At 71.0% G+C, this 25,989-nt stretch carries 26 protein-coding genes; 4 read left to right on the top strand and 22 right to left on the bottom strand.

Annotated features, from left to right (window positions below):
* Positions 1-6: 6 nt before the first annotated feature.
* Genes VFX14_18165 through VFX14_18200 form a run of 8 tightly spaced genes read right to left on the bottom strand, consistent with a single transcriptional unit; the run spans position 7 to position 7,620 of the window.
* Positions 7-1,566, bottom strand: coding sequence for an AMP-binding protein (locus tag VFX14_18165; GenBank protein HEU5191615.1), 1,560 nt, complete (start codon positions 1,564-1,566; stop codon positions 7-9).
* Positions 1,566-2,321, bottom strand: a complete 756-nt coding sequence (locus VFX14_18170; protein ID HEU5191616.1) for an NAD(P)-dependent oxidoreductase — start codon at positions 2,319-2,321, stop codon at positions 1,566-1,568. The genes VFX14_18165 and VFX14_18170 overlap by 1 nt, the downstream gene beginning before the upstream one ends.
* Before the next feature lie 8 nt (positions 2,322-2,329).
* A complete protein-coding gene (locus VFX14_18175) occupies positions 2,330-3,496 on the bottom strand; it encodes a mandelate racemase/muconate lactonizing enzyme family protein (protein HEU5191617.1) in 1,167 nt (388 codons plus the stop codon).
* A 43-nt stretch (positions 3,497-3,539) separates the two neighbouring features.
* On the bottom strand, positions 3,540-4,064 hold the full coding sequence (locus tag VFX14_18180; protein ID HEU5191618.1) for a hypothetical protein: 525 nt from the start codon (positions 4,062-4,064) through the stop codon (positions 3,540-3,542).
* Positions 4,061-5,338 carry a DUF58 domain-containing protein gene (locus tag VFX14_18185; GenBank protein HEU5191619.1) on the bottom strand — a complete coding sequence of 426 codons (1,278 nt, stop codon included), beginning with the start codon at positions 5,336-5,338 and terminating at the stop codon, positions 4,061-4,063. Before VFX14_18185 ends, VFX14_18180 begins: the two co-directional genes overlap by 4 nt.
* Positions 5,335-6,291 carry a MoxR family ATPase gene (locus VFX14_18190; GenBank protein HEU5191620.1) on the bottom strand — a complete coding sequence of 319 codons (957 nt, stop codon included), beginning with the start codon at positions 6,289-6,291 and terminating at the stop codon, positions 5,335-5,337. Before VFX14_18190 ends, VFX14_18185 begins: the two co-directional genes overlap by 4 nt.
* Positions 6,288-6,737: a hypothetical protein gene (locus tag VFX14_18195; protein ID HEU5191621.1), complete on the bottom strand. Its 450-nt coding sequence runs from the start codon at positions 6,735-6,737 to the stop codon at positions 6,288-6,290. Before VFX14_18195 ends, VFX14_18190 begins: the two co-directional genes overlap by 4 nt.
* Positions 6,727-7,620, bottom strand: a complete 894-nt coding sequence (locus VFX14_18200; protein HEU5191622.1) for a DUF4129 domain-containing protein — start codon at positions 7,618-7,620, stop codon at positions 6,727-6,729. Before VFX14_18200 ends, VFX14_18195 begins: the two co-directional genes overlap by 11 nt.
* Positions 7,621-7,694: 74 nt before the next feature.
* On the opposite strand from VFX14_18200, the gene VFX14_18205 reads away from it, so the two are divergent.
* The 3 genes from VFX14_18205 to VFX14_18215 are packed head-to-tail and all read left to right on the top strand — an operon-like array spanning position 7,695 to position 10,567.
* Complete coding sequence (locus VFX14_18205) at positions 7,695-8,921, top strand: alkyl sulfatase dimerization domain-containing protein (protein ID HEU5191623.1); 1,227 nt, start codon at positions 7,695-7,697, stop codon at positions 8,919-8,921.
* 1 nt (position 8,922) lies between these two features.
* The gene (locus VFX14_18210) at positions 8,923-10,077 is read left to right on the top strand and encodes an acyl-CoA dehydrogenase family protein (protein ID HEU5191624.1); all 1,155 of its coding nucleotides are present in this window, start codon (positions 8,923-8,925) and stop codon (positions 10,075-10,077) included.
* Between the two features lie 25 nt (positions 10,078-10,102).
* Positions 10,103-10,567 carry a cupin domain-containing protein gene (locus VFX14_18215; protein HEU5191625.1) on the top strand — a complete coding sequence of 155 codons (465 nt, stop codon included), beginning with the start codon at positions 10,103-10,105 and terminating at the stop codon, positions 10,565-10,567.
* A 10-nt stretch (positions 10,568-10,577) separates the two neighbouring features.
* Here VFX14_18215 and VFX14_18220 read toward each other — a convergent pair whose 3' ends face one another.
* Complete coding sequence (locus VFX14_18220) at positions 10,578-10,919, bottom strand: hypothetical protein (GenBank protein ID HEU5191626.1); 342 nt, start codon at positions 10,917-10,919, stop codon at positions 10,578-10,580.
* 18 nt (positions 10,920-10,937) lie between these two features.
* Entirely contained in the window at positions 10,938-11,174 is a 237-nt protein-coding gene (locus VFX14_18225) for a hypothetical protein (protein ID HEU5191627.1), read from the bottom strand.
* Between the two features lie 71 nt (positions 11,175-11,245).
* Here VFX14_18225 and VFX14_18230 point away from each other — a divergent pair, with 71 nt between their 5' ends.
* Complete coding sequence (locus VFX14_18230; protein HEU5191628.1) at positions 11,246-12,040, top strand: SDR family oxidoreductase; 795 nt, start codon at positions 11,246-11,248, stop codon at positions 12,038-12,040.
* Here VFX14_18230 and VFX14_18235 read toward each other — a convergent pair.
* From VFX14_18235 to VFX14_18290, 12 genes are all read right to left on the bottom strand, one after another.
* Positions 12,018-12,497 carry a GNAT family N-acetyltransferase gene (locus VFX14_18235; protein ID HEU5191629.1) on the bottom strand — a complete coding sequence of 160 codons (480 nt, stop codon included), beginning with the start codon at positions 12,495-12,497 and terminating at the stop codon, positions 12,018-12,020. The two genes, VFX14_18230 and VFX14_18235, sit on opposite strands and share 23 nt — an antisense overlap.
* Positions 12,498-12,508: 11 nt before the next feature.
* Positions 12,509-13,267 (bottom strand): SDR family oxidoreductase, encoded by a 759-nt coding sequence (locus tag VFX14_18240; protein HEU5191630.1) that lies wholly within the window; start codon positions 13,265-13,267, stop codon positions 12,509-12,511.
* The gene (locus VFX14_18245) at positions 13,267-15,132 is read right to left on the bottom strand and encodes an AMP-dependent synthetase/ligase (protein HEU5191631.1); all 1,866 of its coding nucleotides are present in this window, start codon (positions 15,130-15,132) and stop codon (positions 13,267-13,269) included. The genes VFX14_18240 and VFX14_18245 overlap by 1 nt, the downstream gene beginning before the upstream one ends.
* Entirely contained in the window at positions 15,129-16,655 is a 1,527-nt protein-coding gene (locus tag VFX14_18250; GenBank protein ID HEU5191632.1) for an AMP-binding protein, read from the bottom strand. The genes VFX14_18245 and VFX14_18250 overlap by 4 nt, the downstream gene beginning before the upstream one ends.
* Positions 16,656-16,665: 10 nt before the next feature.
* Positions 16,666-17,457 carry an alpha/beta hydrolase gene (locus VFX14_18255; GenBank protein ID HEU5191633.1) on the bottom strand — a complete coding sequence of 264 codons (792 nt, stop codon included), beginning with the start codon at positions 17,455-17,457 and terminating at the stop codon, positions 16,666-16,668.
* Between the two features lie 9 nt (positions 17,458-17,466).
* Positions 17,467-18,249, bottom strand: a complete 783-nt coding sequence (locus VFX14_18260) for an alpha/beta fold hydrolase (protein HEU5191634.1) — start codon at positions 18,247-18,249, stop codon at positions 17,467-17,469.
* Positions 18,246-19,529 carry an LLM class flavin-dependent oxidoreductase gene (locus VFX14_18265; GenBank protein ID HEU5191635.1) on the bottom strand — a complete coding sequence of 428 codons (1,284 nt, stop codon included), beginning with the start codon at positions 19,527-19,529 and terminating at the stop codon, positions 18,246-18,248. Before VFX14_18265 ends, VFX14_18260 begins: the two co-directional genes overlap by 4 nt.
* 138 nt (positions 19,530-19,667) lie before the next feature.
* Positions 19,668-20,591: an ABC transporter permease gene (locus VFX14_18270; protein HEU5191636.1), complete on the bottom strand. Its 924-nt coding sequence runs from the start codon at positions 20,589-20,591 to the stop codon at positions 19,668-19,670.
* 2 nt (positions 20,592-20,593) lie between these two features.
* Entirely contained in the window at positions 20,594-21,535 is a 942-nt protein-coding gene (locus VFX14_18275; protein ID HEU5191637.1) for an ABC transporter permease, read from the bottom strand.
* 122 nt (positions 21,536-21,657) lie between these two features.
* Entirely contained in the window at positions 21,658-23,283 is a 1,626-nt protein-coding gene (locus tag VFX14_18280; protein ID HEU5191638.1) for an ABC transporter substrate-binding protein, read from the bottom strand.
* Between the two features lie 23 nt (positions 23,284-23,306).
* Positions 23,307-24,941 carry an ABC transporter substrate-binding protein gene (locus VFX14_18285; GenBank protein HEU5191639.1) on the bottom strand — a complete coding sequence of 545 codons (1,635 nt, stop codon included), beginning with the start codon at positions 24,939-24,941 and terminating at the stop codon, positions 23,307-23,309.
* Positions 24,942-25,047: 106 nt separating this feature from the next.
* Positions 25,048-25,989: ABC transporter substrate-binding protein (locus VFX14_18290; protein ID HEU5191640.1), on the bottom strand; the 942-nt coding region annotated here is incomplete at its 5' end.

Genomic DNA, 25,989 nt, shown 5'->3' on the forward strand with positions numbered 1-25,989 from the left:
CTCCTTTCACGACACCCGCGCGCGTCGCCCTTGCCAGAAGGGCTCGCGCAGGACGCGCTTGAGTATCTTCCCGGAGCCGGTGCGCGGGATCTCCGCGGCGAAGGTCACCGAGCGCGGCGTCTTGTAGCCGGCCAGGTCCTTGCGCGCGAACGTCATGACATCCTCCGGGGCGACCGCGCGTCCGGGGCGCGCGACCACCACCGCGTGGACACTTTCCCCCCACTCGTCGCTGGGGACGCCGAATACCGCCACGTCCGCGATGTCGGGGTGCCGCTCGAGGACGGCCTCGATCTCAGCGGGGTAGATGTTCATCCCACCCGAGATGATCATGTCGCTCTTGCGATCGCAGATGTAGTAGAAGCCGTCGGCGTCGCGGTAGGCGACGTCGCCCACCGAGGCGAAGTCGCCACGCCGCGCGGCGGTGGTGGCGGACTCCGCCTTGTAGTAGCCGACGAAGGTGTTGGGGCTCTTCACGAACACCTCGCCGGGCACGTCGGGCTCGAGGATCTCGCGGCCGTCCTCGCCGTAGAGGCGGATCTCCACGCTCGGCAGCGCGCGCCCGCAGGAGCCCGGCCGCTTGCGGTGATCGCCGGGCGCCAGCACGGTGTCCACGCCCAGCTCGGTGGAGCCGTACACCTCCCACAGGGAGTCCTCGCCGAAGTCGCGCATGTAGGCCTCCTTGAGGGCCATCGACCACGGGGCCGCATTGGCCACCATGCGCTTCATGCTCGACAGGTCGTACCGGCGCTTCACGTCGTCCGGGAGGGCGCAGATCATCCGGATCGGCGCGGGCGCGGAGAACGTCATGCTGACGCGATACGTCGCCACCAGACGCAGCCAGTCCTCCGGGTCGAAGCGCCGCTGGAGGACGACCGTGTTGCCCAGCCGCTGGCCCAGGCCCATGTAGCCGAGCGGGCCGGAGTGATACAGCGGCCCGGTGGTGATGTAGATGTCCTCGGGCCGGTTGCCGCACACCTCCAGCAGGGGCCGGGCCTGGCTCGGGTCGGTGGGCAGCCGCACCGCGCCCTTGGGCCGGCCGGTGGTGCCGGAGGTGTAGAGCATGCTCGCGGGCGTGCCGGGGGGCACGTCCACCTCGGGCTCGGCATCCGCCGCGCGCGCGAGCAGCGCGTCACTCGACAGCATGCCCGGCCCCGCCGGGCCGCCGAAGACGACGATGTGGCGCACGTGCGGCACGGCGTGGCGGATCCGCGCGAGGAGATCCGCCTGCTCGGCGTCGGCGTACACCACTGTCGCGTCCGAGTTCCCGATGACGTAGGCGGCCTCGTCCGCGGTGAAGCGGTAGTTGAGCGGCACCATCACCGCGCCGATCTTGGGCAGCGCGTGGACCACGCGCAGCACGCCCGGCGAGTTCGGCCCGCACCAGACCACCTTCTCGCCCGGCTTGACGCCCAAGCCCAGCAGCACGTGGGCGAGCTGATTGGCCTGCCGGTTCAGCTCGGCCCAGGTCCAGGTGGTGACGGGCGCGCCGGGCCGGTCGTCGATCACGGCCGCCTTGTCGCGAAGCGTTTCCGCAAAATCGGCGAGATAGGAGCGGACGACGGGCATCAGCGATGGTCCTCGGCGCGATCCTGGGGCACGAAGCCCAGCACCCGGCGGGCGTGCTCGAGGTCGCGATAGCTCCAGCGATTGTCCGAGACGGCGAAGAAGATGCCGTGGCGGAGCGCGGCGGGCGCCTCGATGGCGCGCTCGAGGATCTGGACCACGTCCCTCTGGCTGAGCCAGACGGAGAAGTCGCGCGGGGTGGTCGGGCGGTCCTCCGCCTTGACTCGCCCGATGCGGATCGAGAGCACCGACAGGCCGTGCTCGTCCGCGTACTGCCGGCCCAGCGCCTCGCCGTACACCTTGCTGACACCGTAGAGCGCGGCCGGCCGTACCGGCGTCTCGTGGGTGAGCATGGGCCAGGTGGTGAGTCCGTCGTACTTCCCGCCGACGAGGGCCGCGTAGGGCTCCTCGAGCTCGTAGCCCGTGACGGTGGCGCCGCTGGAGGCGAAGATCACGCGTCGCACCCCCGCGCGGCGCGCGGCCTCGAAGACGTGGTACGTGCCCACGAGATTGTCGCGCTGGATACGCTCCCACGGCACGCCGCCGCCCGCCGCCGCGGCCAGGTGCACCACGATCTCCACGTCCCGGAAGGCCGGCTGGATCTGCTCCAGGTCGGCGATGTCCCCGCAATGGCACTCGACTCCGGCCAGCTCCCGTCGATTCAACGCCCGAAGTGCGTAGCGGCCTTCCAGGCGCCGGCGCAGCGCGCCGCCGATGAGTCCGCTCATCCCGGTCACGAGGATGCGCGGACCGGCCATCGCCCTGCTCAGACCGCCACCCGGACGCGCTCGACGAAGTCACGCCGGAGCGTGAGGCCGAGGCCGGGCCCCCTCGGGGCGAGAACGTGCCCGTCCTCGAACGCAATCTCCTCCTCGACCAGGTCGTTGAGGAGGGGGTTGTGGCCGCGTGAGAACTCGAGGATGGTCGCGCACGGCGTGGAGACGCAAAGGTGCAGGCCGGTGGCGAACAGGATGGCCGAGCCCCAGAGATGCGGGGCGACCGTGAGCCCCTGACTCGCGGCCAGCGCTGCGATCGTCCGCACCTCGGTGATCCCCCCGGCGATGGCGGGATCCGGCTGCAGGACGTCGACGGCGCGCGCGTCGAGCATCTCGCGGAAGGCGAAGCGTGTCTGCTCGCTCTCGCCGGCGGCGATCGGGATGTCGGTGACGGCGCGCACCTCGGCCTGGCCGGCGAGGTTGTCGGGCGACACCGGCTCCTCGAGCCACGCGAGATCGTAGGCCTCCACCTTCCGGGCGAAGCGCTGGGCCTCGCGCACGCTCCAGGTGCCGTGGGCGTCCACCATGATGCCCACGCCGGGTCCGAGAGTCTCGCGCGCCTCGGCGACACGGGCCGCGGAGTCGTCCACGCTCGCGTCCTGGAGCCCCACGCGCATCTTCACGGCGCGGTGGCCGCGCTCGACGTACTGGAGCATCTGCTTGCCGATGCCGCCGACGGGGGCCCAGCCCCCCGAGGCGTAGGCGGGGACGCGATCGCGATACCGCCCGCCCATGAGTCGCCAGAGCGGCACGTCCAGCGAGCGGCCGAGAATGTCCCAGAGCGCAATGTCGACACCCGACACCGCCGACAGCGTGACGCCGCGGCGGCCGATCGTGGGAAAGGTGCGCCCCTCACGGGCGGCATAATGGGCGCGCGTGCCGTTGTAGAGGAGATCCCAGGCGCCGGTGATGTCGCGTGGATCGCGGCCGATCAGCAACGGGGCGAACTCCTCCCGGATCAGCGTCACGATCGCGGCATAGTTGCCAAGATTGCCGACGGCAGCCTTGGCCTCGCCCAGCCCGGTGATGCCCGCGTCGGTGTCGATCTCGACCAGGCACATGTTGAACGAATCGTTCCGGCCGAAGTCGCTGACGTGGGCGGCGGCGGCAGGGATCGGGGCGCGGAGCCAGGAGGCGCGGACAGCCATGATTCGCATGGGCGAGGCGGTGGGACGAGCCTAGCCGGGGCCCCCGATCAAGTCAAGGCGCGGGCCGCCCGGCCGAGGTCACGAGCGCGATCACGCCGGCCACCGCGGCCACCGCGCCCAGCGTGGCCGTGGCCACGACCGCGGGCAGGGAGGCGCCGCGGAGCGCGACCGCCACGAGCGCGCCCGCGACGACGAGCGCGGCCGCCGCGAGCGCCCCGACCGCCAGCACGGGCGCCCCGTGCCGCAGCAGCAGGCGCGCCACCGCCGGCTCGACGGCGGCGCCACGGGTGCGCGCCGCGAGATGGGTGAGGGCCAGCAGCAGCACGAGGCCGGCTCCGAGCACGGCGCCGGCGAGCGGATGGGATGCCGGCTGCGCCAGCCCGAGCGCGAGCGCGTAGGCCATCAACGCGAGGGCGCCGCCCGCCGTAGCCAGCGGCACGATGCCCGCCAGCGTGCCCGCGCCCCCGACGAGGACGGCGGCGATGCCCAGCGCGCTCACGCCGGGCCACGGAGAGAGGGCGGGCCCGACGCCCGCGAGCAGGACCATGAGCCCGGTGGCGGCGAGCGACGCGGTCATGCCCGCACCCGGCGCTGGCGCGGCCGATGCCAGACGGCGAGCGCGGCCTCCAGGGGCTCGACGCCATCCCAGTCGATGATCGTGAGGCCGCGCGCCCGGAGCTGATCCAGCTCCGCACGGCGCTCGAGGGCCCAGAGGCGGGCCGCCAGGTCGGTCACGGCGCCGCCCCCGACGAGCGCGCGGGCCGCAGCGATTGGCGACACCGCGACGAGGATCAGCTCGAAACCCCGTGCCGTGAGGTCGGCCGCCGCGCCCAGGAAGCGCCCGTCGAGCAGCGGGCTCAGCGCGATCACGAGCGCCTCGGGCGGGAGCACGCGCGGCGGGATGCGCTCGAGGTCGCGCGCCACGTAGGTGAACACCACCGAGGCGCGCGCCAGCGTGTCGAGCAGCCGCTCCCAGTGGGCGCGCCCCGACGCCGGCCGCACCTGGCGCAGGATGCCGCCGTACTCGATGAGCCCCACTCGGTCCTTCCGGCCGAGGTAGGCCGCGGCCAGGCTCGCCGCGCCGCGCACCGCCCGATCGACGGCGGAGTCGCCGGCAGGGCCCACGTCAGCGAGGGTGTCGAGCAGGAGCACCACGTCGGCGCTGCGCTCGCGATGGTGCTGGGTCACGTGCAGCGCGCCGAGCCGCAGCGTCGCCCGCCAGTTGACGTGGCGCACCTGATCGCCGGGCACGAAGGGCCGGATGTCGCCGGGCTCGATGCCCTCGCCCTGCGCGGGCGAGACGTGGTGGCCCACATAGGTCTGGGTGCGTCCGGGGCTGGGAGGACGGCGGAGAGGGGTGACGTGCGGATACACGGAGACCTCGGAGATCTCCCGGTGCACGGCCTCGGCGGCGGCGAGCCCCAGCGGCTCCCAGCGCCGGAGGTGTAGGTCGCCGAGGCGTAGCCGCTGGCGGCCCGCGCAGCCCAGCTCGAAGGACCAGCGCACCTCGCGATCCTCGCCCGCCGCCACGAAGGCGTGATGGTGTCCGCCCGCGACTGAGACGTGGGGCGGCAGCGGTTGGTAGAGCTCGACCATCTCCCGCGGGCCGGGCGCGCGGAGTGTCACCGTGACGGTCACGCGCTCGCCCTCGACCAGGCGATCCCGCGAGATGCGGCGGGTCACCTGCCAGTCGCCGGCCGCCGGCCGCGCGCGACGCCCGGCGGCGAGCGCGACCACCAGCGGCACCGCGGCCACGATCAGCTCGGCGCGGCCACTCAGCACGCCGAGGAGCAGCGCCCAGCCCAGCAGGGTGACCAGCGAGAGGTTGAGGGCGGTCGGGCGCCAGCTCACGACGGCTCGGCGGTGGGCGTGGGTACCTGCTGGAGCAGGCCCTCCACCACCTGCGCCGGCGTGATACGCGAGACCCAGAGCTCGGGACGCAGCACGAGGCGGTGGGCGAGGGCGGGCTCCGCCATCGCCTTCACGTCGTCGGGCAGTACGAACTCGCGACCGCGCAGCGCCGCCTCGGCGCGGGCGAGCTTGAGCAGCGCGAGGGTGCCGCGCGGGGAGGCGCCAAGGGCCACGCGGGCGTCGGCGCGCGTGGCCTGGGCCAGGGCCACGATGTAGCGCTCGATCGCCTCGCTCACGAACACATCCTCGAGGGCCTCCTGCATCGCGAGGAGCTCGGCGCGGCTCACCAGCGTGGGCACGCTGGCCGCATCGGTCCGACGCTCGCGCCGGCCCCGCAGGATCTCGTGCTCCGCCTCCGGCGCGGGATAGCCGACGGCGACCCGCATGAGGAAGCGATCGAGCTGGGCTTCGGGAAGGGGATACGTGCCCTCGAGCTCGATGGGGTTCTGGGTGGCGATGACCAGGAACGGGAGCGTCAGGGGGAAGGACTGCCCCTCCACGGTGACCTGGGCCTCCTGCATGGCCTCGAGCAGGGCGGCCTGGGTCTTCGGGGTGGCGCGATTGATCTCGTCGGCGAGCAGCAGGTTCGTGAACACGGGGCCCGGTCGGAACTCGAAGCGCCCCGCGCCCTGGTCGTAGAGGAAGCTCCCGGTGATGTCGCTGGGCAGGAGGTCCGGCGTGAACTGGATGCGGCGAAAGCCGAGGTCCAGCGCCTGGGCGAGCAGGCGCGCGATCAGGGTCTTGGCCAGCCCCGGAAAGTCCTCGATGAGGACATGGCCATTGGCGAGCACTCCGGCGACGATGCGCTCGAGCACCTCATCCTTCCCCACGATTATGCGGCCGAGGGTCGCCACCACTTCGCGGGCCCGCTCGGCGACGGCGGCGATCTTCATCGCTGGGACTCGAGCGCCGCGATGACGGCGCGCAGCCCGCCCAGGCTCGGGCCGCGGCCGCGGCGGCTGGGCGGTGGCGTGAGCGGCCGCGTCGAGAGCGCCTGGAGGCGCGGCCAGAGGACCTGCTCGAAGTGGCGTCGGCTGCGGCGGGCGGCGCGCAGGCCCGCCGCCGTCTCGCGCAGACGCAGTGAGGTGGCATCGTCGCCGGGGGCGGGGACGCGGGCCGCGTCGAGGGCCGAGGCCTCGTGGCGCGCGAAGCGCTGCGCGAGGGCCGCGCGCAGCTCGAGCAGCACGATGCCGAGCACGCCCGCCGCGGCCAGGCGGGGAACGACCGCTCGCCAGGGCGACTCGAGGTAGACGTAGACGGGCACCGAGAGCAGCAGCACGATCCCACCCAGCACCGCGCAGCGCACCGCGACGATCAGCGCGTCGCGATCAGCGCGCACGGGGTGGCTCCGCGTGAAGGGGAGGCTCGGTATCGAGGGCGGCGCGCACCGCGTCGAGACAGTCGCACGCATCGTCGCGCGCGTCCGTGCCCAGCGGCCGGTCGCTGAATCGCGCGAGCTCGAACAATGCGGTGAGGCGCCGAACCGCGGGCGCCGGCACCGCCACCTGGGTGAGGGCCGCGCGCATGAACTCGGCCGGCGTCTGCCAGGCCGCGCGGGGCATGCGCGCCGCCGCCAGCGCCACCTCGAAGCGCCGGTAGGCACCGATGATCGCGGCCCGCACGTCGCGCTGCGCGCGCAGGTCCTCCAGGCTCTCGTCGACGGCGGCGACGAGCGGGCTCGCCTCGCGCCGGCCCCGCGTGCGCCAGCGGAGCAGGCGCTCGGCGAAGACGACGAACAGCATCAGCACGCAGGTGGCGAGCGACACGAGGAGAATGAGGAGCCCGAGCGCGTAGTCGTAGATGGGCACCGAGGTGGGCGGCTTGCGCGCATGGGCCAGGAGATCCAGGAGCCCCGCGAGCGCGGCCAGCGGCGCCTCCAGCGGGTGAGGGCCGCCGGGCGTCCAGCGCGCCCACGTGTAGCAGGCGAGGATGGTGAGGAGCAGCACGAACGGCAGCGCGACCAGGGCGGCGCGGCGTTGCGGGCGCGCCTCCCGCAGGAGCTCGAGCGAATCGTCGACGGGGCGGGGCCGCCGCTGCAGCGAGAAGAACAGCACCATGGACAGCGCGAGCAGCCCGACCACCAGCATGGCGATCGCGTCCGGGATGTGCACGACGAGGCTGGCGCCCGGCTCATCGCTCGGCGTGGGCGCCTGGCCCAGCGTGGCGCCCAGCGCCACCACAAGGCCCAGGCCGGCGAGCGCGCCCGCGCGGAGCCGCGTCATCGTGGGCCGACCTTAGCCGGAGTGCTTCCGGCGGTCAAGTTGACGCCTGCACGGGCGCGTGACACGATGCCGCGGTGGACGGGATCTTTCACACGAAGGACGCGCCCGAGCGCCTGGCCGAGGGCGTGCACCTTCTCCCGCTGTTCGGCAACGCGACCTGCATCGACGCCGGCGACGGGCTGATCGTCGTCGATACCTGCGTGCACGCGCGCGGGCCGCGTCTCCTCGAGATGATCCGCAGCCTCTCGGACGCCCCGATTCGCTACGTGATCTATACGCACGGGCATCTGGACCACGCGTTCGGCGTCTGGGCGCTGCTCGATGAGGCCGAGCGGCGCGGGCGGCCGCGCCCGGTGCTCGTCGCGCACGAGGCGGTGCCCGCGCGCTTCGACCGCTATCGCGAGATGGCCGGCTACACCGAGCACATCAATCGTATCCAGTTCCGCGTGCCGGCCGGGCGGCGGATCATCGCGCCCGAGCGGTTTCACTATCCGGACCTGACCTATCGCGACCGGTTGGAGCTTCGCGTGGGTGGGCTGACCCTCGAGCTTGCGCACGCCAAGGGCGAGACCGACGACGCCACCTGGGTGTGGATCCCGGAGCGGCGCGTGGCCTGCGCGGGGGATCTCTTCCTCTGGTCCTGCCCGAACATCGGCAACCCGTTCAAGGTGCAGCGCTACGAGGTGGAGTGGGCGGCGGCGCTCGAGGCCATTGCCGCGAAGGCGCCCGTGGCCATGGCCCCCGGGCACGGGCCGGGTTTGATCGGTGAAGACACCGTGCGCGAAGCTTGTCTCGACACGGCGCGGGCGCTCCGCTGGCTCCACGGGGAGGTGGTGCGTCGGCTCAACGCGGGCATGTGGCCGGAAGCGATCCTGCGCGAGGTCACCGCGCTGCCGCCCGATCTCGCCGCCCGGCCCTATCTCGCGCCGACCTACGGCTGTCCGACCTTCATCGTGCACGGGATACTCCGCCGCTATCACGGCTGGTTCGACGGCAATGCCGCGCATCTCTTCCCCGCGCCGGCGACCGAGATCGCGGCGGACGTGGTCGGCCTGGCCGGCGAGCGCGCGCTGCTGACGCGGGCGCGGGAGCGCGCCGGAGCGGGGGAGCCGCAGCGCGCCCTTCACCTCGTGGACTTCGTGCTGGACGGCGGCGCCCCGGCCTTCGCGGCCGAGGCCCAAGCGCTCAAGGCCGAGCTCCTCGCCGCCCGTGCGGCGGTTGAGCCCTCCTACATCGCGCGCAGCATTCTCGAGAACGGCGCGGCGGCGGCGACCGCGGCGGCGCGCGCGGAGGGGCGTTGAGGTGGCGCTGGACTTTGCCCTCGAGCCGGAGCAGGAGACGCTGGTGCGCACGCTGCGCGCCTTCGCCCAGCGCGAGCTGGCTCCGCGCAGCGGCGAATGGGACCGCGCCGGCGTGTTTCCCGCCGACGCCTGGAAAGAGATGGGGGCGCTCGGACTGCTCGGGCTGCGCGTGCCGGCCGCGCTGGGCGGGCAGGAGACCGATCTTGTCACGGTGGGCCTCGCGATGGAGGAGATCGGCCGCGGCGACCTCTCCTGCACCTACGGCATCCAGCTCTCGGTGCTCGCCGCCGAGATCCTGGGCGCGCACGGGGACCCGGCGCTCAGCGAGCGGTGGCTGCCGCCGATGACGCGCGGCGAGGCGGTGATCGCGCTGGCCCTCACCGAGCCGTCGGCCGGCTCGGACGCCGCGCATCTGGCCTGCCGGGCCGAGCGCGACGGCGAGGGCTGGGTGCTCACCGGCGAGAAGTCCGGCATCAGCCTCGGCATGGCGGCCCACGCGGCCATTGTATTCGCGCGCACCGGGGCGGGTGGCGCGCGCGGCATCTCGGCCTTCCTGGTGCCGCTCGACCTGCACGGCGTGGCGAGAAGCCCGCTCCGCGACATGGGCTCACGGGCCATCGGTCGCGCCGTGCTCGCCTTCGACCACGTGCGGCTGCCCCGCGGGCATCTGCTCGGCGGGGAGGGTACGGGCTTTGGCCAGGTCATGCGCGGCTTCGACTTCAACCGCGCACTGATCTCGCTGGCGTGCCTGGGCGGCGCCGAGGCGTCCCTCGAGGAGACCATGGCCTACGTGAAGGAGCGCCAGGCGTTCGGGCGCCCCCTGGCGCGCTTCGAGGGCGTGACGTTCCCGCTCGCCGAGGCGGCGACGCTGGTGGAGGCCGCGCGCGGTCTCTGCCTCCGCGCCCTGTGGCTCGCGGATCGCGGCGCCCCGTGCACCAAGGAGGCCGCGATGGTGAAGTGGTGGGCGCCGCGGCTGGCCGTGGACACCATTCATCAGTGCCTGCTGCTGCACGGCCACTACGGGTACACCGACGAGCTGCCGTTCGAGCGGCGCATGCGCGACGTGATGGGACTCGAGATCGGCGATGGCACCGCCGAGATCATGAAGATGGTCGTGGCCCGCGAGCTCCTGGGCCGCGAGAGCCTGCCCTACTAGCGGAGCAAGAGGAGACCCTGTCCCCATGACCGAGTCCATTGCCATCAGTCACGTCGTCCAGGGGCCGATCCCGCCCACCGCCGCGCGCGCGACCTGGCCCAATGTCCTTCACACGCGGGTGGCCGAGCTGGCGGCCGAGCTGGGCCCCGGCGCCTGGGCCAAGCGCATGATCGCGGACGAGCGGCAGCTCGTCACGCTCATCTCGAGCCCCGCCGGGGCGGGGAATCGTCCGCACTGGCATCGCGACTTCGACGAGTGGTGGGTGGTGATGGCGGGGCGTCTCACCTGGGAGCTGACGGGCGGCACCGTGCTCCACGCCGCGCCGGGCGACATCGTCTGGGTGCCGCGCGGCACCGTGCACCACATCCGGACGGAGGGCGCGGAGCGCTCGCTGCGGCTGGCGGTGGCCATGCCGCCGGCCACGCACTACTTCAGCCCGTGCGAGCAGTGCGGCTTCACCGACGACGGCCCGCGCGAGTGGCAGGCCTGAGCGAGCGGCGCTAGCGGGCGGGCTGTATCGGGCGGCCGGTCACCAGGACTTCACGCAGGGCCGGGCCGAGTCGCGCGAAGACCGCGTCGGGCTGGGCGCCCACGCCGTCGCACGTCTTGCTGAGAAAGCAGCGCGCGCTCGCCGCGAGCACCACGTCCAGGATCTCCGCGTCGTCGAGTCCGTGCCGTCGCAGACCCTCGACGTCCTCGGCGGTGATCGCGGAAGCGTCGCGCACTACCTGCTGGGCGAAGGCCATCATGGCCACCTCCGCCGCGGTGAGCCCGGCGCGCTCGTAGTCGCGTGCCACCGCGGCGAGCTCCGCCTCGGTGAACATCCCGGCGTCCAGCAGCACGCTGCTGTGGGCGAGCTGTCAGTAGCTGGAGCGGAGCGCGCGCGCCGCCGCGATCGTGATGAGCTCGTAGCGCCGCTGATCCATGTGACCGCGGATCGCCGCGATGAGCTGGCCCCAGGCCGCCAGGACGTCGGGGCGGTGGCCGAAGAGCTTCGCGTAGTTGGGCACGTAGCCCGACTGTTCGCGGAGCGCCGCCTGCTGCTTCCGCGCATGCTCGGAGAGATCGTCACCGGAGGGCTCGTTGATGTACGGCATGGGAGAAGGATACTCCAGGGCCGGCGGGGGCGCTTGACCGGCGCCGGCCGGGCCCGCTAGGCTCCTGCCCCGTGACCTCTCTGCGCGGGCGCGTGGCGGTGGTGACGGGCGGCTCGCGCGGGATCGGCCGCGCCATCGCGCGGCGGCTGGCCGCCGAGGGCGCGGACTGCGCCATCACCTACCGCCGGCACGTCGACGAAGCCCGCGCCGCGGTCGCAGAGCTCGAGGCGCTGGGCCATCGCGCCCTCGCGGTGCCGCTCGAGCTGGCCGAGCCCGAGACGGTCGGGCCGGCCTTCGAGGAGATCGCCTCGCGCCTCCATCGGATCGACATCCTGGTGGCGAGCGCGGCGGCCACCGCGTTCCGCCCCATGCTGGAGCAGAAGCCCCACAACCTGCGGCGCACCTTCGCGATCTCGCTCGAGAGCTTCGTCGCCGCAGTGCAGGCGTCGGTGCCGCGCATGCCGGGGTCTGGCCGCATCATCGCCATTTCCGGCATCGACAGCTTCCAGGCCATGGAGGGCCACGGCGCGCTGGGCGCGGCCAAGGCCGGTGTGGAAAGCCTGGTGCGCGCGCTCGCGCTCGAGCTGGGGCCGCGCGGCATCACCGTGAACGGCGTGAATCCGGGCTTCGTGGAGACGGAGTCGTCTCGCTACTACATCGAGCAGGGGCTAGGGCGCGTGTACGCGGAGGCGGCCGCCGAGCTGACGGCGGCCACGCCGGTGCGCCGGCTCGGCACCGTGGAGGACGTGGCGGGGCTGGTGGCGTATCTCGCCTCGGACGCCGCCTCGTTCCTCACCGGCCAGACCCTGGTCCTGGACGGCGGGCTCAGCATCGTCTCGCCCCTCAACCGGCTGACGGAGCGGTGATCGGGAGCGCCTTCTCCATGAAGACGCTGAGCGGGTCCGGCCCGTAGGCGCCGAACGCCGGAATCTCGCGGAAGCCGGCGGCGCGGAAGAGGCCGAGCGCCTCCGGCTGACGGATGCCCGTCTCCAGGCGGAGCAGCGGAAGACGCTCCCCCTGGGCCTCGGCTTCCAGCGCGCTCAGGAGCCAGCGGCCCAGCCCGAGCCCGCGCGCCCGCGGCGACACGTAGAGCCGCTTCACCTCACCCCAGCCGGCCGGATCCACGCGTAGCGCGATGCAGCCCAGGGTCTCGCCAACCCGCCGCGCCACGAAGAAGCGAACGTCCGGCTGGGCGAGGCTTTCGATGTCCAGGAGGTGATTGCTCTCGGCGGGGTAGAGCGAGCCCAGGTAGGTGTCGAGCTCCTCGACGAGGCGCACGATCTCCGGCTGGCGGGGGGACTCCTGGCCGATGCGGACGGTCACGTCGGGCCAGGCTACCGGGCGGTGAGGCCGCCGTCTACGGGGACGGCCTGGCCGGTGACGAAGGAGGCCGCGTCGGAGCAGAGCCAGACCACCGCCTCGGCGATCTCTTCCGGCCTTCCAATTCGGCCAATTGGCTCGATCCGGGTCACACGTTCCTCGAGCCCGGGATCGCGGGCCAGGAAGGGACTGGTCATGCCGGTGCGGATATATCCGGGGCAGACGGCGTTGATCCGGATGCCCTCGCGCGCGTACTCGAGCGCGGCGGTCTTGGTGAGGCCGATGACGCCGTGCTTGCTCACGGTGTAGGCGGCGTGCCGGGGGAAGCCCATCAGGCCGGCCACCGAGGCGGTGTTGACGATGGCGCCGCCGCCCTGGGCGAGCATGCGCGGGATCTCGGCCTTCATGCAGAGCCAGACGCCGGTGAGATTCACCGCGAGCACGCGGGCCCAGGTCTCGGCGCTGTACTCGGCGGTGCGGGCCTGCTCGCCGGGGACGCCGGCGTTGTTGAAGGCGTAGTCGAGCCGGCCCAGGCGCCGCACCGTCTCGTCGACCATGGCGGTCACGTCGGCCTCGCGCGAGACGTCGGCGCGCACGAAGCAGGCCTCGCCGCCCGCCGCCTTGATGAGGCGCACGGTCTCGTCGCCTCCCTCCGCCGCCACATCGGACACGGCCACGCGCGCGCCCTCGCGCGCGAAGGCCAGCGCGGCGGCGCGGCCGATGCCGGAGGCGGCGCCCGTGACCAGCGCGACGCGGCCGGGGAGCGCGGGCATCAGGCGCCCGCCCGGTACATCGCCTCGATGGCCTCGGCGTACTTGTCGCCCACGACCTTCCGCTTCACCTTGAGGGTGGGGGTGAGCTCGTCGGTGGCGGGGCTCCACTCGTCGGGCAGCACGGTGAAGCGCTTGACCTGCTCGACCCGCGAGAAGTCCGCATTGGCCGCGTCCACCTCCTGCTGCACTTCCGCCTGCAGGCGCGGATCGGCGATCAGCGCCGCCCAGTCCCGGGTCTCGACGGCGCTGCGCTTGGCCCACAGGCGCGCCGCGGGCTCGTCGAGTGTGAGCAGCGCGGTAAGATACGCCCGGCGGTCGCCCACCACCATGGCCTGACTGATGAGGGGCTGGCGCTTGAGGGCATTCTCGATGTTCGACGGCGTGATGTTCTTGCCGCCCGCGGTGATGATGATGTCCTTCTTCCGGTCCACCACCGTGATGAAGCCATCCGCGTCGAGGGCCCCGATGTCGCCCGAGTGGAGCCAGCCGTCGGCGTCCACCGTCTCGGCGGTGAGCGTGGGCTCCTTGTGATAACCGGCGAAGACGTTGCCGCCGCGCAGGAGGATCTCGCCGTCCTCCGCCAGCCGCACTTCCACGCCCGGATAGGCGAGCCCGACGCTGCCGATGCGCGTGTGGTCGGGCCGGTTCACGCTGGTGATGCCGCAGCCCTCGGTCTGGCCGTACACCTCCACGATGGGGAGGCCGATGGCGTGGAAGAAGCGCAGGATCTCGGGGGCGATGGGGGCGGCGCCGCTCGCGGTGATCCGCGCCTCGTCGAGGCCGAGCCGGCGCCGGAGATGGACGAACAGCGCGGCGTCGGCGCGCCTCCGCACCTCGGCGAGCGCGGGCGGCACCGGCTGGCCCGCCTGCTCGAGCTCGACGGCGCGTGTGGCGGCCGCGACGGCGGCCTGCGCGCCCTCGCGCTTCGCGGCGTCCGGCTCGGCGGCGAACCCCGCGGTGAGCGCGGCGTGCATCTTCTCCCAGACGCGCGGCACCGCGAAGAACAGATGCGGCCGCGCCGCGACAAGGGTCTCGCCCAGCTGCTCGATGGCCGGGCAGAAATAGACGCTGCGTGCGGCGCGAATGGCGCCCCAGAGGGAGATGCCGCGCTCGGCCACATGCGCCATGGGGAGATAGCCGATGGAGCGCCAGCCGGGCTCCGAAGGGACGAGGCGCTGCGCCGCTTCCTGGGTCCAGCAGACCTGCCCATGGGTCAGGACCGCGCCCTTGGGCGGGCCCGTGGTCCCGGAGGTGTAGATGTAGGTCGCGACCGACCCCGGCGAGACCGCGCGCCATCGGGCCTCGAGCGCGGCGGCGCCGGCTCGCCGCACGGCCGCGCCGCCCGCGAGCCACTCGCCCCAGCCCGCGACCCATCCGGCGGCGCGCGCGTCGCCGCGGAGGCGCTCCGCGCCCTCGAAGACGATGAGCCGTCGCACGCGCGGGATCTCCCCCCGGATCGCGAGGAGCTTCTCCGCCTGAGGGGCGCTCTCCGCGAACGCCAGCACCGCCTCCGCATGCGCCACGATGTAGGCGATCTGTCCCGGGGTCAGGCTCTGATAGAGCGTCACCGGGATGCCGCCGGCATGGGTGATGCCGAGGTCGGCGATGTTGTACTCCTCGCGCGTGCCCGACAGGAGGGCGACGGCCTGGCCGGGCTCGAGCCCGTCGGCCATGAGGGCCAGCGCCGCTGCCTCCACGCGGCGACCGTACTCGCGCCAGGAGAGGGACTGCCACGCGCCGTCCCGGCGCCTGTGGAGCGCGGGCGCGTCGCCCTGGGCGGCCACCTGGGCCTGGAAGAGCGTGCAGACGGTCTGCCCGGCCACCGCGCGCGCGATGTCCGCCGCCTCCGCCCGAGGCGCCGTCATACGCGGGTGGCGCGCCCGGCCCAGAAGGGCTCGCGGAGCACGCGCTTGATCAGCTTGCCCGCGGCGTCGCGGGGGAACTGGGCGTGGAAGGAGACCTCGCGCGGCGCCTTGTAGTCGGCGAGGTGCGCGCGCGCGAAGCGGATGAGCTCGTCGGGGGAGAGCCGCGCGCCCGTCCGGAGCTGTACCGCCGCGTGGACGCGCTCGCCCCACTCGTCGTCGGGGACGCCGAACACCGCCACGTCCTCGACGTCGGGATGGCGATGGAGGGCGTCCTCGATCTCGGCGGGGTAGATGTTCACGCCGCCCGAGATGATCATGTCGCGCTTGCGGTCGCAGATGTAGTAGAAGCCCTCGGCGTCCACGTAGGCGACGTCGCCCACGGAGAGCCAGTCGCCTCGCTGGGTCTCGCGGGTGGCGCCGGGGTTCTTGTAGTAGCCGTCGAAGACGCCGGCATAGCGGCGCACGTAGAGCTCGCCGGGCTCCCCGACGGGGACCGGTTGCCCCTGGTCGTCGAGGATGGCGAGCTCGATGCCAGGCGCGACGCGCCCGCACGACCCGGGCTTCCGCAGCACGTCCTCCGGCCGCAAGATCGTGTTCACGCTGAGCTCGGTGGAGCCGTAGAACTCGTAGAACACCGGGCCGAAGTACTGCATCGCCTGCTCCTTGACCCGCATGGGGCAGGGCGCGGCCGCCACCACGAGTACCTTCATCGACGACACGTCGTAGCGCGCGCGGACGTCAGCGGGCAGGTCCACAATGCGCTTCACCAGGGTGGGCGCCATGAACGTGCTCGTGCAGCGATGGGAGTGGATCAGGTGCAGCGCTTCCTCGGCGTCGAACTTCCGCATCACGACGACCTGCCCGCCGAAGAGGAGCGTGGTGCTGGCGAAGGAGCCGGGGGCCGAGTGATAGAGCGGGCCCGCGGCCAGGTGCACGTGAGGCTCGGCCAGATCCAGGGCCTTCAGGAAGCGCATGGTCACCTGCGGATCCACCGCGCCGCGAATGGCTCCCTTCGGCCGGCCGGTGGTGCCGCCGGTGTAGATCATGGAGCCGCCCAGTCCCAGCGCCGGATCCTCCGGCACCGTCTCGGGCGAGCCCCGGGCGACGAGATCCTCGAGGGCATGGGCCCAGGGGCGCCGCTCCGTGCCCAGGGTGATCCAGTGACGGACCTTGGCGGCGTCCCGGCGCACCGCATCCGCGATGCCGAGGAACGCGTCACCCACCAGGACCGCCGCGGCGTCCGCATTGTCGAGGATGTAGGTGACCTCCTCGGCGGTGAGGCGATGGTTCATGGGCGCCGCCACCGCGCCGGTGGACCGCACCGCGGCCGGCGCGATCATGCAGTCGAGGGAGTTCACCTCGTAGACGATGACGTTGTCGCCGCGGCCGATGCCGAAGCCGCGCAGCGCGGAGGCGAGGCGATTGCGGCGCTCGAGCAGCGCCGTCCAGGTCAGCCGCCGGTCGCCCTCGATGAGGGCGACCGCGTCGGGCTGCCTGGCCGCGTAGGTCGCGATAAAGTCCAACGCGCCTCGCCTACGCGCCGGCTTCCCTCAGGAAGTCGCCCACCAGCCGGTTGAAGATCTCCGGCCGCTCGAAGTACACCGAGTGGCCCGACTTGGGCACCCGCGCGAGCCGGCCGCGCGGCATGAGCTTGGCCAGGGCCTCGATGGCCGGAGTGGGCATGAGGACGTCTTCCTCGCCCGAGATGCAGAGCACGGGCATCGTGAGCGCGGCCAGCTCAGAGGCGGGCGTGTTGCGCATGGCGAAGAGCTTTTTGCGCGTGGCTTCCATGTCGAGGCCCACGCGCAGCCGTCCGATCGCCTGGTAGAGGTACTGATGCGCCGGCTGCTCGGCCTCCATCGTCGCGCCCGCGGCGGGAGAGATGTTGCGGCGCACCAGGTCCGCCTGCGCCGCCGCGTACTCGGGGGCCGCGAGCACGCGGTCGATGTCGGGATGGGTGACCGTGCCGACCGTGCAGGCCATCACGAGCGCCCGCACCCGCGAGGGCTCGCGCAGCGCGTAGCCGAGGCAGGTCCAGCCGCCCATGGACTGGGCGACCAGGCGCACGTCGGGCAGGCGCAGATGGTCGATCAGCGCCGCCAGGTCGTCCACGAAGCCGAAGGGCCCCACGGTGTCCGCGCCCGACTCGGACGGCGGGAAGCCGCGGTGGGCGAACGTGACGCAGGTGTAGCGCTCGCGGAAGTAGGGCACCTGCTGCCACCACGAGAGGTGATTGCCCCCGAGGCCGTGGGCGAAGACGAGCGCGGGGCCCTGGCCCTCGGTCTCGTAGTAGAGGCGGCAGTCGGGACGGTCGAGATGCGGCATGGCGACCCCCTAGGAAAGGAAGCGGCTCACCGCGCTCGCGAAGGCCTCGGGGCGCTCGTACGGCAGCATGTGGCCGGCATCGGGGAGAATCTCGACGGTGGCGCCCGGGCAGAGCTCGGCCCAGCGCCGCGCATAGACGGGCGGCATCAGGCGATCCTCGGCGCCCCAGAGGACGAGGGTGGGCGCGGCGAGGCGATAGAGGCGCTTGGACAGACGCCGGTTCGGGATCGGGAAGAGGATCTTGCCCGCCATCCCGAGGCGGCGCGCGTTGCCGATGTAGAACTCCTTGAGCGCCTCCATGTCGTTGAGATCGAGCCCGCCGGTGAGCATCGCGGCGCCCTTCGCGGGATCCGCGAAGAGGAGCCCTGGGATTTCGAAGGGGAGCGCGGCGAAGAGGTCGGGGATCGGGTGGTCGTCCAGCCAGAGTCCGGCCGCGCTGGCGAGCACGAGCCGGCCCACGTCGTGGGGGGCGAGGCACGCCATCTCCGCGGCGATCATGCCGCCCATCGAGTAACCGAGAAGATGCGGCTGGCGCAGTCCCAGGGCGTCCACCACGTCCCATCCGTGCAGCGCGAAGTCGAGCATGTCCTCGAGCAGCTCCTCGCCGGTGGAATCACCGTAGCCCGGCCACTCCGGCGCGAGCACGTGGTGGCGCTTCGCCAGCTCGTCGAGGAAGGGATTGTCGCGGAGGAGGCCCCCCGCGCCGTGGAAGAAGACCAGCGGCGCGCCACTGCCCGCCTCGAACACGCGGCAGCGAATGCCCCGCCGGGTCTCGATCGCCTGCGCTTTCATGGGCGCGGGGCGTCTGCGGGCCGCGTCCCGATCGCGGTGCCCGTGCCCACTGGCGGCAGGGCGGACGGGCGGAGGCGGCCCTCCATGGGCTTGATCCACCAGCGCTCGTCGTGCGACCACTCCGGCCAGAGATCGCGGAGCTTCGGCATCACGCGCTCGGCGAAGAGCTTGGTGGAGTGACGCGTCTTCCAGTCCGGCATGTTGCCGTTGTGGAAGAGGCAGAAGAGATGCCCGACGCGCAGGCCCTTGATGCACTCCTCGAGCTGCTGCCGCACCGTCTCCGGGCTGCCCGCGATGACGAAGCGCTCGTCCACGATCTGCTTCCAGGTGAGGTTCTGGAGGATCTTCTGCGCCTCCGCCCGCATCTGGGAGAGGGCGCCGTACTTGATGGTGTTGATGGTGCGGTAGCCCGGCGGGTCGGCGAAGGGCGGGAAGACGTGCAGGCACCGGTTGAAGAAGTAGAGGACGTGCTCCGCGTAGAGGTCCTCCGCTTCCTGGTCGGTGTCGGCCACGCAGATGATCTGGGCGAACGCCGCCCGGTACGGCGACTCGTCCTTCTTCCGCACGGCCACGCGGCTCCAGTAGCCGTCCATCAGCGATTTCGCCCGCAAGTAGCCGAAGAAAGAGAGGTAGGAATAGTTGTAGTCATGGTCCAGGCAGAAGTCCCAGGTCTCGATGGACCCGCCGCCGGGGATGTAGATGGGCGGGTGCGGGCGCTGGATGGGCTTGGGCCAGCAGTTCACGTAGCGCAGCTGGTTGTACTTGCCGTCGAAGGCGAAGGGCTCGTCCTCCGCCCAGGCCCGCATGATGAGCTGATGCGCCTCGCGGTACTTGTCGCGGGTGAGCGACGGGATCTGGCCGTAGCAGAAGTTCGTGTCCATCGAGGTGCCGACCGGGAAGCCGGCGACGAGGCGGCCGCCCGACATCACGTCCAGCATGGCGAATTCCTCGGCCACGCGGATGGGCGGGTTGTAGAGCGCGATCGAGTTGCCGATGACGCAGAGAGCGGCCTTCGACGTCCGGCGCGCCAGCCCGGCCGCGATGATGTTGGGCGACGGCATGAGCCCGTACCCGTTCTGGTGGTGCTCGTTGACGCCAATCCCGTCGAAGCCCAGCGATTCCGCGTACTCGAGCTGATCCATGTACTCGTGGTACACGTGATGGCCCCGCCGGGGATCGTAGAGCGTGCTGGGAATGTCGACCCACACCGAGCGGTTCTGCTCGCGGAAGTCGTCCGGCAGGTACGGCCACGGCATCAGATTGAACCAGGTGAATTTCATCGCGTTGCTCCGATACGGGTGTGCGCCGATTTCTTGATATTTTGATCTACGGTCGTCGCGAGCGACGACCTCGGTAAGGAGGCTACCGCATCCCTTGGAGTCGCGCTCGGCGAACTCGCGCCCGGGCGCCGAGCACGTCTAGCGGAGGCGGCCGCCGCCGGAGCCGCGGAGGCGCGGGTCGAGGAGGTCGCGAAGGGCGTCGCCCAGCATGTTGAACCCGAACACGGCAAGGGAGATCGCCGCGCCGGGCCAGATCGCCATCCAGGGCGCGGTGTACATGTAGGAACGGCCGGAGCCGGAGAGCATCGCGCCCCACGCCGGGTAGGGTGGCGGCACCCCGAAGCCCAGGAAGGAGAGCGCCGATTCGGCGAGGATGGCCGCGCCGAGGCCGATGGTGGCGAGAATGATGATGGTCGCGGCCACGTTGGGGAAGACGTAGCGCATCATGATGCGCAGATGGCCGGCTCCCACCGCGCGCGCGGCCTCGATGTACTGGTTCTGGATGACGCCGATGGTGGCGCCCCGGATGACGCGGGATCCCGCGGAGGCGCCCAGCACGCCGAGGGCGAGGATCACGTTCAAGAGACCCGGACCCAGCACCGCCATGATCGACAGGATGACCACGAGGAACGGGAACGATTGCCAGGCGTCCACCACGCGCTGCACGCAGATGTCGTACTTGCCCCCGAAGTAGCCGCTGGTGATCCCGATGACGGTGGCGAGGAAGTTGGCGAGGAGCACGGCGCCGAAGCCGACGCTCACCGACACCCGCGCCCCGTAGACGACCCGGCTGAAGATGTCGCGCCCGAGGTTGTCGGTGCCCATCCAGAACTGGCTGCCCGGCGCCTTCATGCGCGCGCCGCGGATGGTCTCGTCGTAGCTGTAGGGCGCGATCCAGTTGGCGAACACCGCCATCACGATCATGAGGAGGACGAGAAGGCCCCCGAAGGCGCCCAGCGGCTTCCGGCGGCAGAAGAGCCAGGCCAGGCGCAGGGGGTTCGGCCGCGCTGCCGGGGTGGCGATGGCGCGGGGCGCGTCGAGGGCGCCGACGTGATCGGCCATGGCTAGTACCGGATGCGGGGGTCGAGGATCGCGTACATGGCGTCCACGAGGAGGTTCATCATCACGACCACCGACACGATGATCAGGTTCACGCCCTGGATCACCGGGTAGTCACGCTGATTGATGGCGTCGAAGAGGAAGCGACCCATGCCGGGCAGGCCGAAGATCTGCTCGAAGATCACCGTGCCACCGAGGATCTGCGCGATCTGGATGCCCATGACGGTGACGACGGGGATGATGGCGTTCTTGAGGCTGTGCTTCACGACGACGATGCCCTCGCGGAGGCCCTTGGCCCACGCCGTGCGGACATAGTCCTGGCGCAGCACCTCGAGCAGCATGGCGCGGGTGAGGCGCATGATGGCGGCGGCGGAGGCGATGCCGAGGATGAAGGCGGGGAGCAGGAACTGCGAGAGGTGCGCCCACTTGTCCTTGGAGAACTCGGTGAACTGGATGGGCGGGCTCCATCCCCACCAGATCGCGGGGAGGAGGACGACGAGGGTGGCGATCCAGAACCCGGGCACGGAGAGGCCGAGGATGGCGAGGCTCCGCGCGACGTAGTCCGACAGCGTATCCTGCCGCACCGCGGCGAGCACGCCGATGGGCAGGGCGACCAGGATCGAGAAGAAGAGCGCGAGCAGCCCCAGCTCGAGGCTCACGGGGAGGCGGCGCAAGAGCTCCTCCACCACCGGGCGGCGGGTCCAGAGACTCTCACCGAGGTCCCCGCGGCCCACCTTGCCCAGCCACTCCCAGTACTGGATGTAGATGGGCCGGTCGAGCCCGAGCTTGGCGCGGAGCTCGTCCAGGTCCTTCCCGTAGGCTTTCTCCTCGAGCATCAGCTGCACCACGTCGCCGGGCAGCAGCCGGGGCAGCGTGAACACGATCAGCGACGCGATCAGCAGCGACGGAATGGCGACGAGGAGGCGGCGGAAGACGTACTTTTTCATGCGATCCAACGCCTGGTGGTGAGAGCGACCCCCGTTCGCTCCGCTCGCGAATGATGTGATCTGCGGTCGTCGCACGCGACGACCTCTGTAAGGTGGCTTCGCATCTTTGGAGTGGCGCCCCCTTATTTATCGAGCCAGGCGGCCATGAGGCGGCCGCCGTAGTCATGGCCGATGTTGGGGCCGAAGTTCTTCACATAGGGCATCCACGCCGCCACCGCGCTCACCGAGGCGCCGAACCCGTAGTACACCTGCTGCGAGGCGTAGCGCTGGATGTCGAACACGAGCTCGCGGCGCTTCTTCTCGTCGAAGGTCCGCCGCTGCTGCTTGATCATGTCGGTCAGCTTGGGGTCGTTCACGCCGGACGAGTTCAACGGCTCCCCGGGCAGCATCAGGGTGAAGTAGGAGTCGGGATCGGTGGTGCCGCCGCGAAGGGTGAGCATCATCTTGTCGAACTTCCCCAGTAGGCTGCTGGACACGAAGGCCCCGTACTCCTTGAGCTTCAAGTCCACGTCGATGCCGGCCGCCTTCCAGTTCTTGAGCGCGACCTGCACCGCGTCCATCCAGTCCGGGCCGTAGCCCGGCGTGGTCTCCAGCGGCACCTTGATGCCGTTGGGATGGCCGGCCTCGGCGAGGAGCCGCTTGGCGTCCTCGGCCGTGCTCTCGTAGAGCCGCCGCCCTTCGGACGGGAGCTGGTCGATGGGAATGGTCCAGTCGCGGAAGGCCGCGGGGATCAGGGGGTTGGGCGCGCCCTTGCCGAGCGACCAGGCATTGGTCTCGAGCATCTCCCGCCAGTTGTCCGACATGGCCACCGCGCGCCGGACGCGCACGTCCTTGAACGGGTCCTGGTCGAGCTTCATGGCGGTGAACCCCCCGAACACCACGATGTAGTCGCGGGTGCCGAGGTTCTTGACCCGCGCCTTGGCGATCTCGAGATCGCTGCGGCGGATCACCATCCCGTACTCGGGGCCGAAGTCGAACGCGCCCGACAGGAAGCCCGCGAAGGCCGCGGCGGGATCCTGGGACAGCGCGATGTCGACGTTGTCCACGTAGGGGAGGCCGGGGATGTAGTAGTTGGGGTTCCGGACGAAGCTGAGGCGCACGTTGGGCTCATAGCGCTGCAGCATCCAGGGGCCGCTGCCCACCACCGAGTCGGGCGACTTGAGATCGCCGAACTGGTCCACGCACTCCTTGGCGACGATCCAGGTGGACGTGGACGCGAGCCTGTCGAGGAACCAGGCATTGGCTTCTCGCAGGGTGAACTTCACCGTGTGCTTGTCCAGCGCCTCTACCTTGTCGACCATTTCGAGGACGAACCGGTTGGGATTGCCCTTGATGTTGAGGAAGCGATCGTAGGTGTATCGGACGTCCTCGGCGGTCAGCTCCCGCCCGTTGACCGGCGGCTTGGGGTGCCAGCGCACACCCTTGCGGAGCTTGAAGACATACACGGTGTCGCCCTGCCGCTCCCAGGACTCGGCGAGGTCGCCCTCGATGGGCTGGGTGCCCGGCACCACTGCTGACCCTGCCTTGACCTTCACGAGGCGGCTGTAGGCGAGGGAGAGCGGGATCATGGTCGCGAAGGCGATGGTCAGATGCGGGTCAAAGTGCACCGGCGCCACGTGGGAGCGAAGGCGGAACGTCCCGCCCCGCTTCGGCGTCTGCGCTTGGGCGGGCAGGGCAAGGCCACCTGCGGTCACCGCGGCGGCGGCGGCGCCAAGCTTCATGAGCTCTCTACGCGTGATAGTCATCATGCTGTGGGCCCTCGTTTCGCGGGTTATTTGTCGAGCCAGGCGGCCATGAGGCGGCCGCCGTAGTCATGACCGATGTTGGGCCCGAAGTTCTTCACGTAGGGTTCCCACGCCGCCACCGCGCCCACCGACGGACCGAAGAGGAGGTAGGCCTGCTGGGCGACGTAGCGCTGGATGTCGTAGATCAGTCCCTTGCGCTTGGCGACGTCGAACGTGCGCCGCTGGAGCTTGATCATGTCGGTGAGCTTGGGATCGTTGACCCCGGCCGCGTTCAGCGGCTGCCCGGGCAGGTAGTAGCGGCAGAGGTAGCTGTCCGGATCGGTCCACGCGCCGAAGAGCCCCGAGGCGACCTTCTCGAACTTCCCGAAGATGGTGCTGGAGATGTAGGCGCCGTACTCCTTCATCTTGAGCTCGGCGTCGATGCCGGCGGCCTTCCAGTTCTTGAGCTCGATCTGGACGCCATCGACGTAGTCCGGGCCGTAGCCGGGCGTGGTCTCGAGCGGGAACTTGATACCGCTGGGGAACCCGGCTTCGGCGAGAAGGCGCTTCGCGCCGGGCGTGTCCTGCTCGTAAAGCCGGCGGCCGTCGGCGGGAAGCTGGTCGATGGGCAGCGCCCAGTCCTTGAGCGCCGCGGGGACCGCGGTGTTGGGCAGGCCATGGCCGAGCGCCCACGCGCTCGTCTCGAGGATCTCCCGCCAGCTCGACGCCATGGCGAGCGCGCGGCGGACGCGGATGTCCTTGAACGGCTCCTGGTCGAGCTTGACCCACGTGATGCCGCCGAAGACGACGGTGTAGTCGCGGGTCTGGAGATTCGGCTTGCGCTGCTTGGCCACGTCCAGATCGCTTCGACGCACCACCATCCCGTACTCGGGCCCGAAGTCGTACTTGCCCGCGAGGAAAGCGGCGAAGCCGGAGGCGGGATCCGTGTCGATGGTGATCTCGACATTGTCCACGTAGGGGAGGCCGGAGGCGAAGTAGTTGGGGTTCCGCACGAACGTCAGACGGGCGCCCGGATCGTAGCGCTCGAGCATCCACGGCCCGGTGCCGACGACGGACTCCGGCTTCTTGAGGTCGCCGAGCTTTTCCACCGACTCCTTGGCCACGATCCAGGTGGATGTAGAGGCGAGGGCGTCCACGAACCACGCGAACGGCTCTTTGAGCGTGAACTTCACCGTGTACTTGTCCACCGCCTCGATCTTGTCGATGGCTTCCAGCGTGCCGCGGTTGGGATTCGTGGAAGCAAGGAAGCGCTCGTAGGTGAACTTGACGTCCTCGGCGGTGAGCTCGCGCCCATTTACCGGGGGCTTCGGATGGAACCGCACCCCCTTCTTGAGCTTGAACACGTACGCCGTGTCGCCCTGCCGCTCCCACGACTCCGCGAGATCGGCCTCGACCGGCTGGGTGCCCGGTAAGACCGACGACCCGGCCTTCACCTTCACCAGGCGGCTGTAGGCGTAGGACAGCGGGATCATCGTCGAGAAGGCCAGCGTGGCGTGCGGATCGAAGTGCACCGGCTGCACGTGCGACCGCAGCCGGAACGTGCCGCCCCGCTTCGGCGTCTGGGCCGCCGCGGGGCGTGTCAGGTCCAGGAGGTGGCCGCCGGCACCGACCGCGGCGGCGGCGGCGCCCAGCTTAAACAGCTCTCTACGGGCGATGATCATGCGATGCGCCCTCGCTTCGCTCGGGGGCTACTTGATCTACGGTCGTCGCACGCGACGACTTCTGTAAGGTCGCTTCGCGTTTTTGTAGGGTGGCTTGGCATTCTTATTATCGGTCGAGCCAGGCGGCGGTGAGCCGGCCGCCCTGATCGTAGCCGAGATTGGGCCCGAAGTTCTTGAGGGCGCCGTCCCAGACGAAGAGGTACACGGCCGAGGGCATCTGCACGTAGTACTGCTGCTTGGCGAGGTACTTCTGGATGTCGTAGATCACCTCGCGGCGCTTGGCGACGTCCACCGTGCGGCGCTGCCGCACCAGCATGTCCGCGACCACGGGATCGTTGATGATGCCGTGATTCTTGGTCTCGCCCGGATAGTACTGCCCGTAAAGGAAGTTGTCGGGGTCGAGGAACGGCGTCTGCGGCCCGAAGGCCATGGAGTCGTACTTCCCGAAGAAGGTGGTGGAAATGTACGCGCCGTATTCCTTCTGGTTGAGCTTGGCATCGATCCCCACGGCCTTGAGGTCCTTCAGGATGAGCTGCATCTGGTCAACGAGCACCGTCGAGCCGTAGGTGGTGAAGTCGAGCGTGGCCGCGAAGCCGTTGGGGTGTCCTGCCTCGGCGAGGAGCTTCCTGGCCGCGGCGGGATTGTGCTTGTACCACTGGCCGCCCTCCCCGAGCTGATCGAAGGGGATCGCCCAGTCCTTGAGCGCGGCAGGCACCGGCGGGTTGTAGGAGCCCACTCCCTCGAATGTCGAGTCGATGTAGGCTTGGCGATTGATCGCCATGGACATCGCGCGGCGCACCCGGATGTCATTGAAGGGCGCCTTGTCGGTACGCATGTAGATGTCGTTCATCACGTTGGACGCCGATTCCAGCACCTTGAGGCCGGGGCGGCGCTGCTTGAGCACGTCCTTGATCTGCACCCAGTCGACGCGATCGATGGTCCCCGGGTTCTGCCAGCCGAGGTCGTACTTGCCGCCGAGGAAGGCGGCCATGCGCGAGGCGTTGTCCTCGTCCACCACCGCCTCGACCCGGTCGATGTAGGGCAAGCC

The organism is Candidatus Methylomirabilota bacterium (genome assembly GCA_035764725.1).
In the GTDB taxonomy this organism is placed as follows: Bacteria; Methylomirabilota; Methylomirabilia; order Rokubacteriales; family CSP1-6; genus DASRWT01.

What these genes read in the sequence shown, in the direction of transcription:
- VFX14_18215 (HEU5191625.1), top strand. Translation starts at nt 10,103, where the DNA reads ATGACCGAGTCCATTGCCATCAGTCACGTCGTCCAGGGGCCGATCCCG.
- VFX14_18180 (HEU5191618.1), bottom strand. Translation starts at nt 4,064, where the DNA reads ATGACCGCGTCGCTCGCCGCCACCGGGCTCATGGTCCTGCTCGCGGGC.
- VFX14_18225 (HEU5191627.1), bottom strand. Translation starts at nt 11,174, where the DNA reads ATGCCGTACATCAACGAGCCCTCCGGTGACGATCTCTCCGAGCATGCG.
- VFX14_18275 (HEU5191637.1), bottom strand. Translation starts at nt 21,535, where the DNA reads ATGAAAAAGTACGTCTTCCGCCGCCTCCTCGTCGCCATTCCGTCGCTG.
- VFX14_18285 (HEU5191639.1), bottom strand. Translation starts at nt 24,941, where the DNA reads ATGATCATCGCCCGTAGAGAGCTGTTTAAGCTGGGCGCCGCCGCCGCC.
- VFX14_18240 (HEU5191630.1), bottom strand. Translation starts at nt 13,267, where the DNA reads ATGCCCGCGCTCCCCGGCCGCGTCGCGCTGGTCACGGGCGCCGCCTCC.
- VFX14_18190 (HEU5191620.1), bottom strand. Translation starts at nt 6,291, where the DNA reads ATGAAGATCGCCGCCGTCGCCGAGCGGGCCCGCGAAGTGGTGGCGACC.
- VFX14_18255 (HEU5191633.1), bottom strand. Translation starts at nt 17,457, where the DNA reads ATGCCGCATCTCGACCGTCCCGACTGCCGCCTCTACTACGAGACCGAG.
- VFX14_18170 (HEU5191616.1), bottom strand. Translation starts at nt 2,321, where the DNA reads ATGGCCGGTCCGCGCATCCTCGTGACCGGGATGAGCGGACTCATCGGC.
- VFX14_18175 (HEU5191617.1), bottom strand. Translation starts at nt 3,496, where the DNA reads ATGCGAATCATGGCTGTCCGCGCCTCCTGGCTCCGCGCCCCGATCCCT.
- VFX14_18165 (HEU5191615.1), bottom strand. Translation starts at nt 1,566, where the DNA reads ATGCCCGTCGTCCGCTCCTATCTCGCCGATTTTGCGGAAACGCTTCGC.
- VFX14_18260 (HEU5191634.1), bottom strand. Translation starts at nt 18,249, where the DNA reads ATGAAAGCGCAGGCGATCGAGACCCGGCGGGGCATTCGCTGCCGCGTG.
- VFX14_18245 (HEU5191631.1), bottom strand. Translation starts at nt 15,132, where the DNA reads ATGACGGCGCCTCGGGCGGAGGCGGCGGACATCGCGCGCGCGGTGGCC.
- VFX14_18270 (HEU5191636.1), bottom strand. Translation starts at nt 20,591, where the DNA reads ATGGCCGATCACGTCGGCGCCCTCGACGCGCCCCGCGCCATCGCCACC.
- VFX14_18280 (HEU5191638.1), bottom strand. Translation starts at nt 23,283, where the DNA reads ATGATGACTATCACGCGTAGAGAGCTCATGAAGCTTGGCGCCGCCGCC.
- VFX14_18265 (HEU5191635.1), bottom strand. Translation starts at nt 19,529, where the DNA reads ATGAAATTCACCTGGTTCAATCTGATGCCGTGGCCGTACCTGCCGGAC.
- VFX14_18200 (HEU5191622.1), bottom strand. Translation starts at nt 7,620, where the DNA reads ATGACGCGGCTCCGCGCGGGCGCGCTCGCCGGCCTGGGCCTTGTGGTG.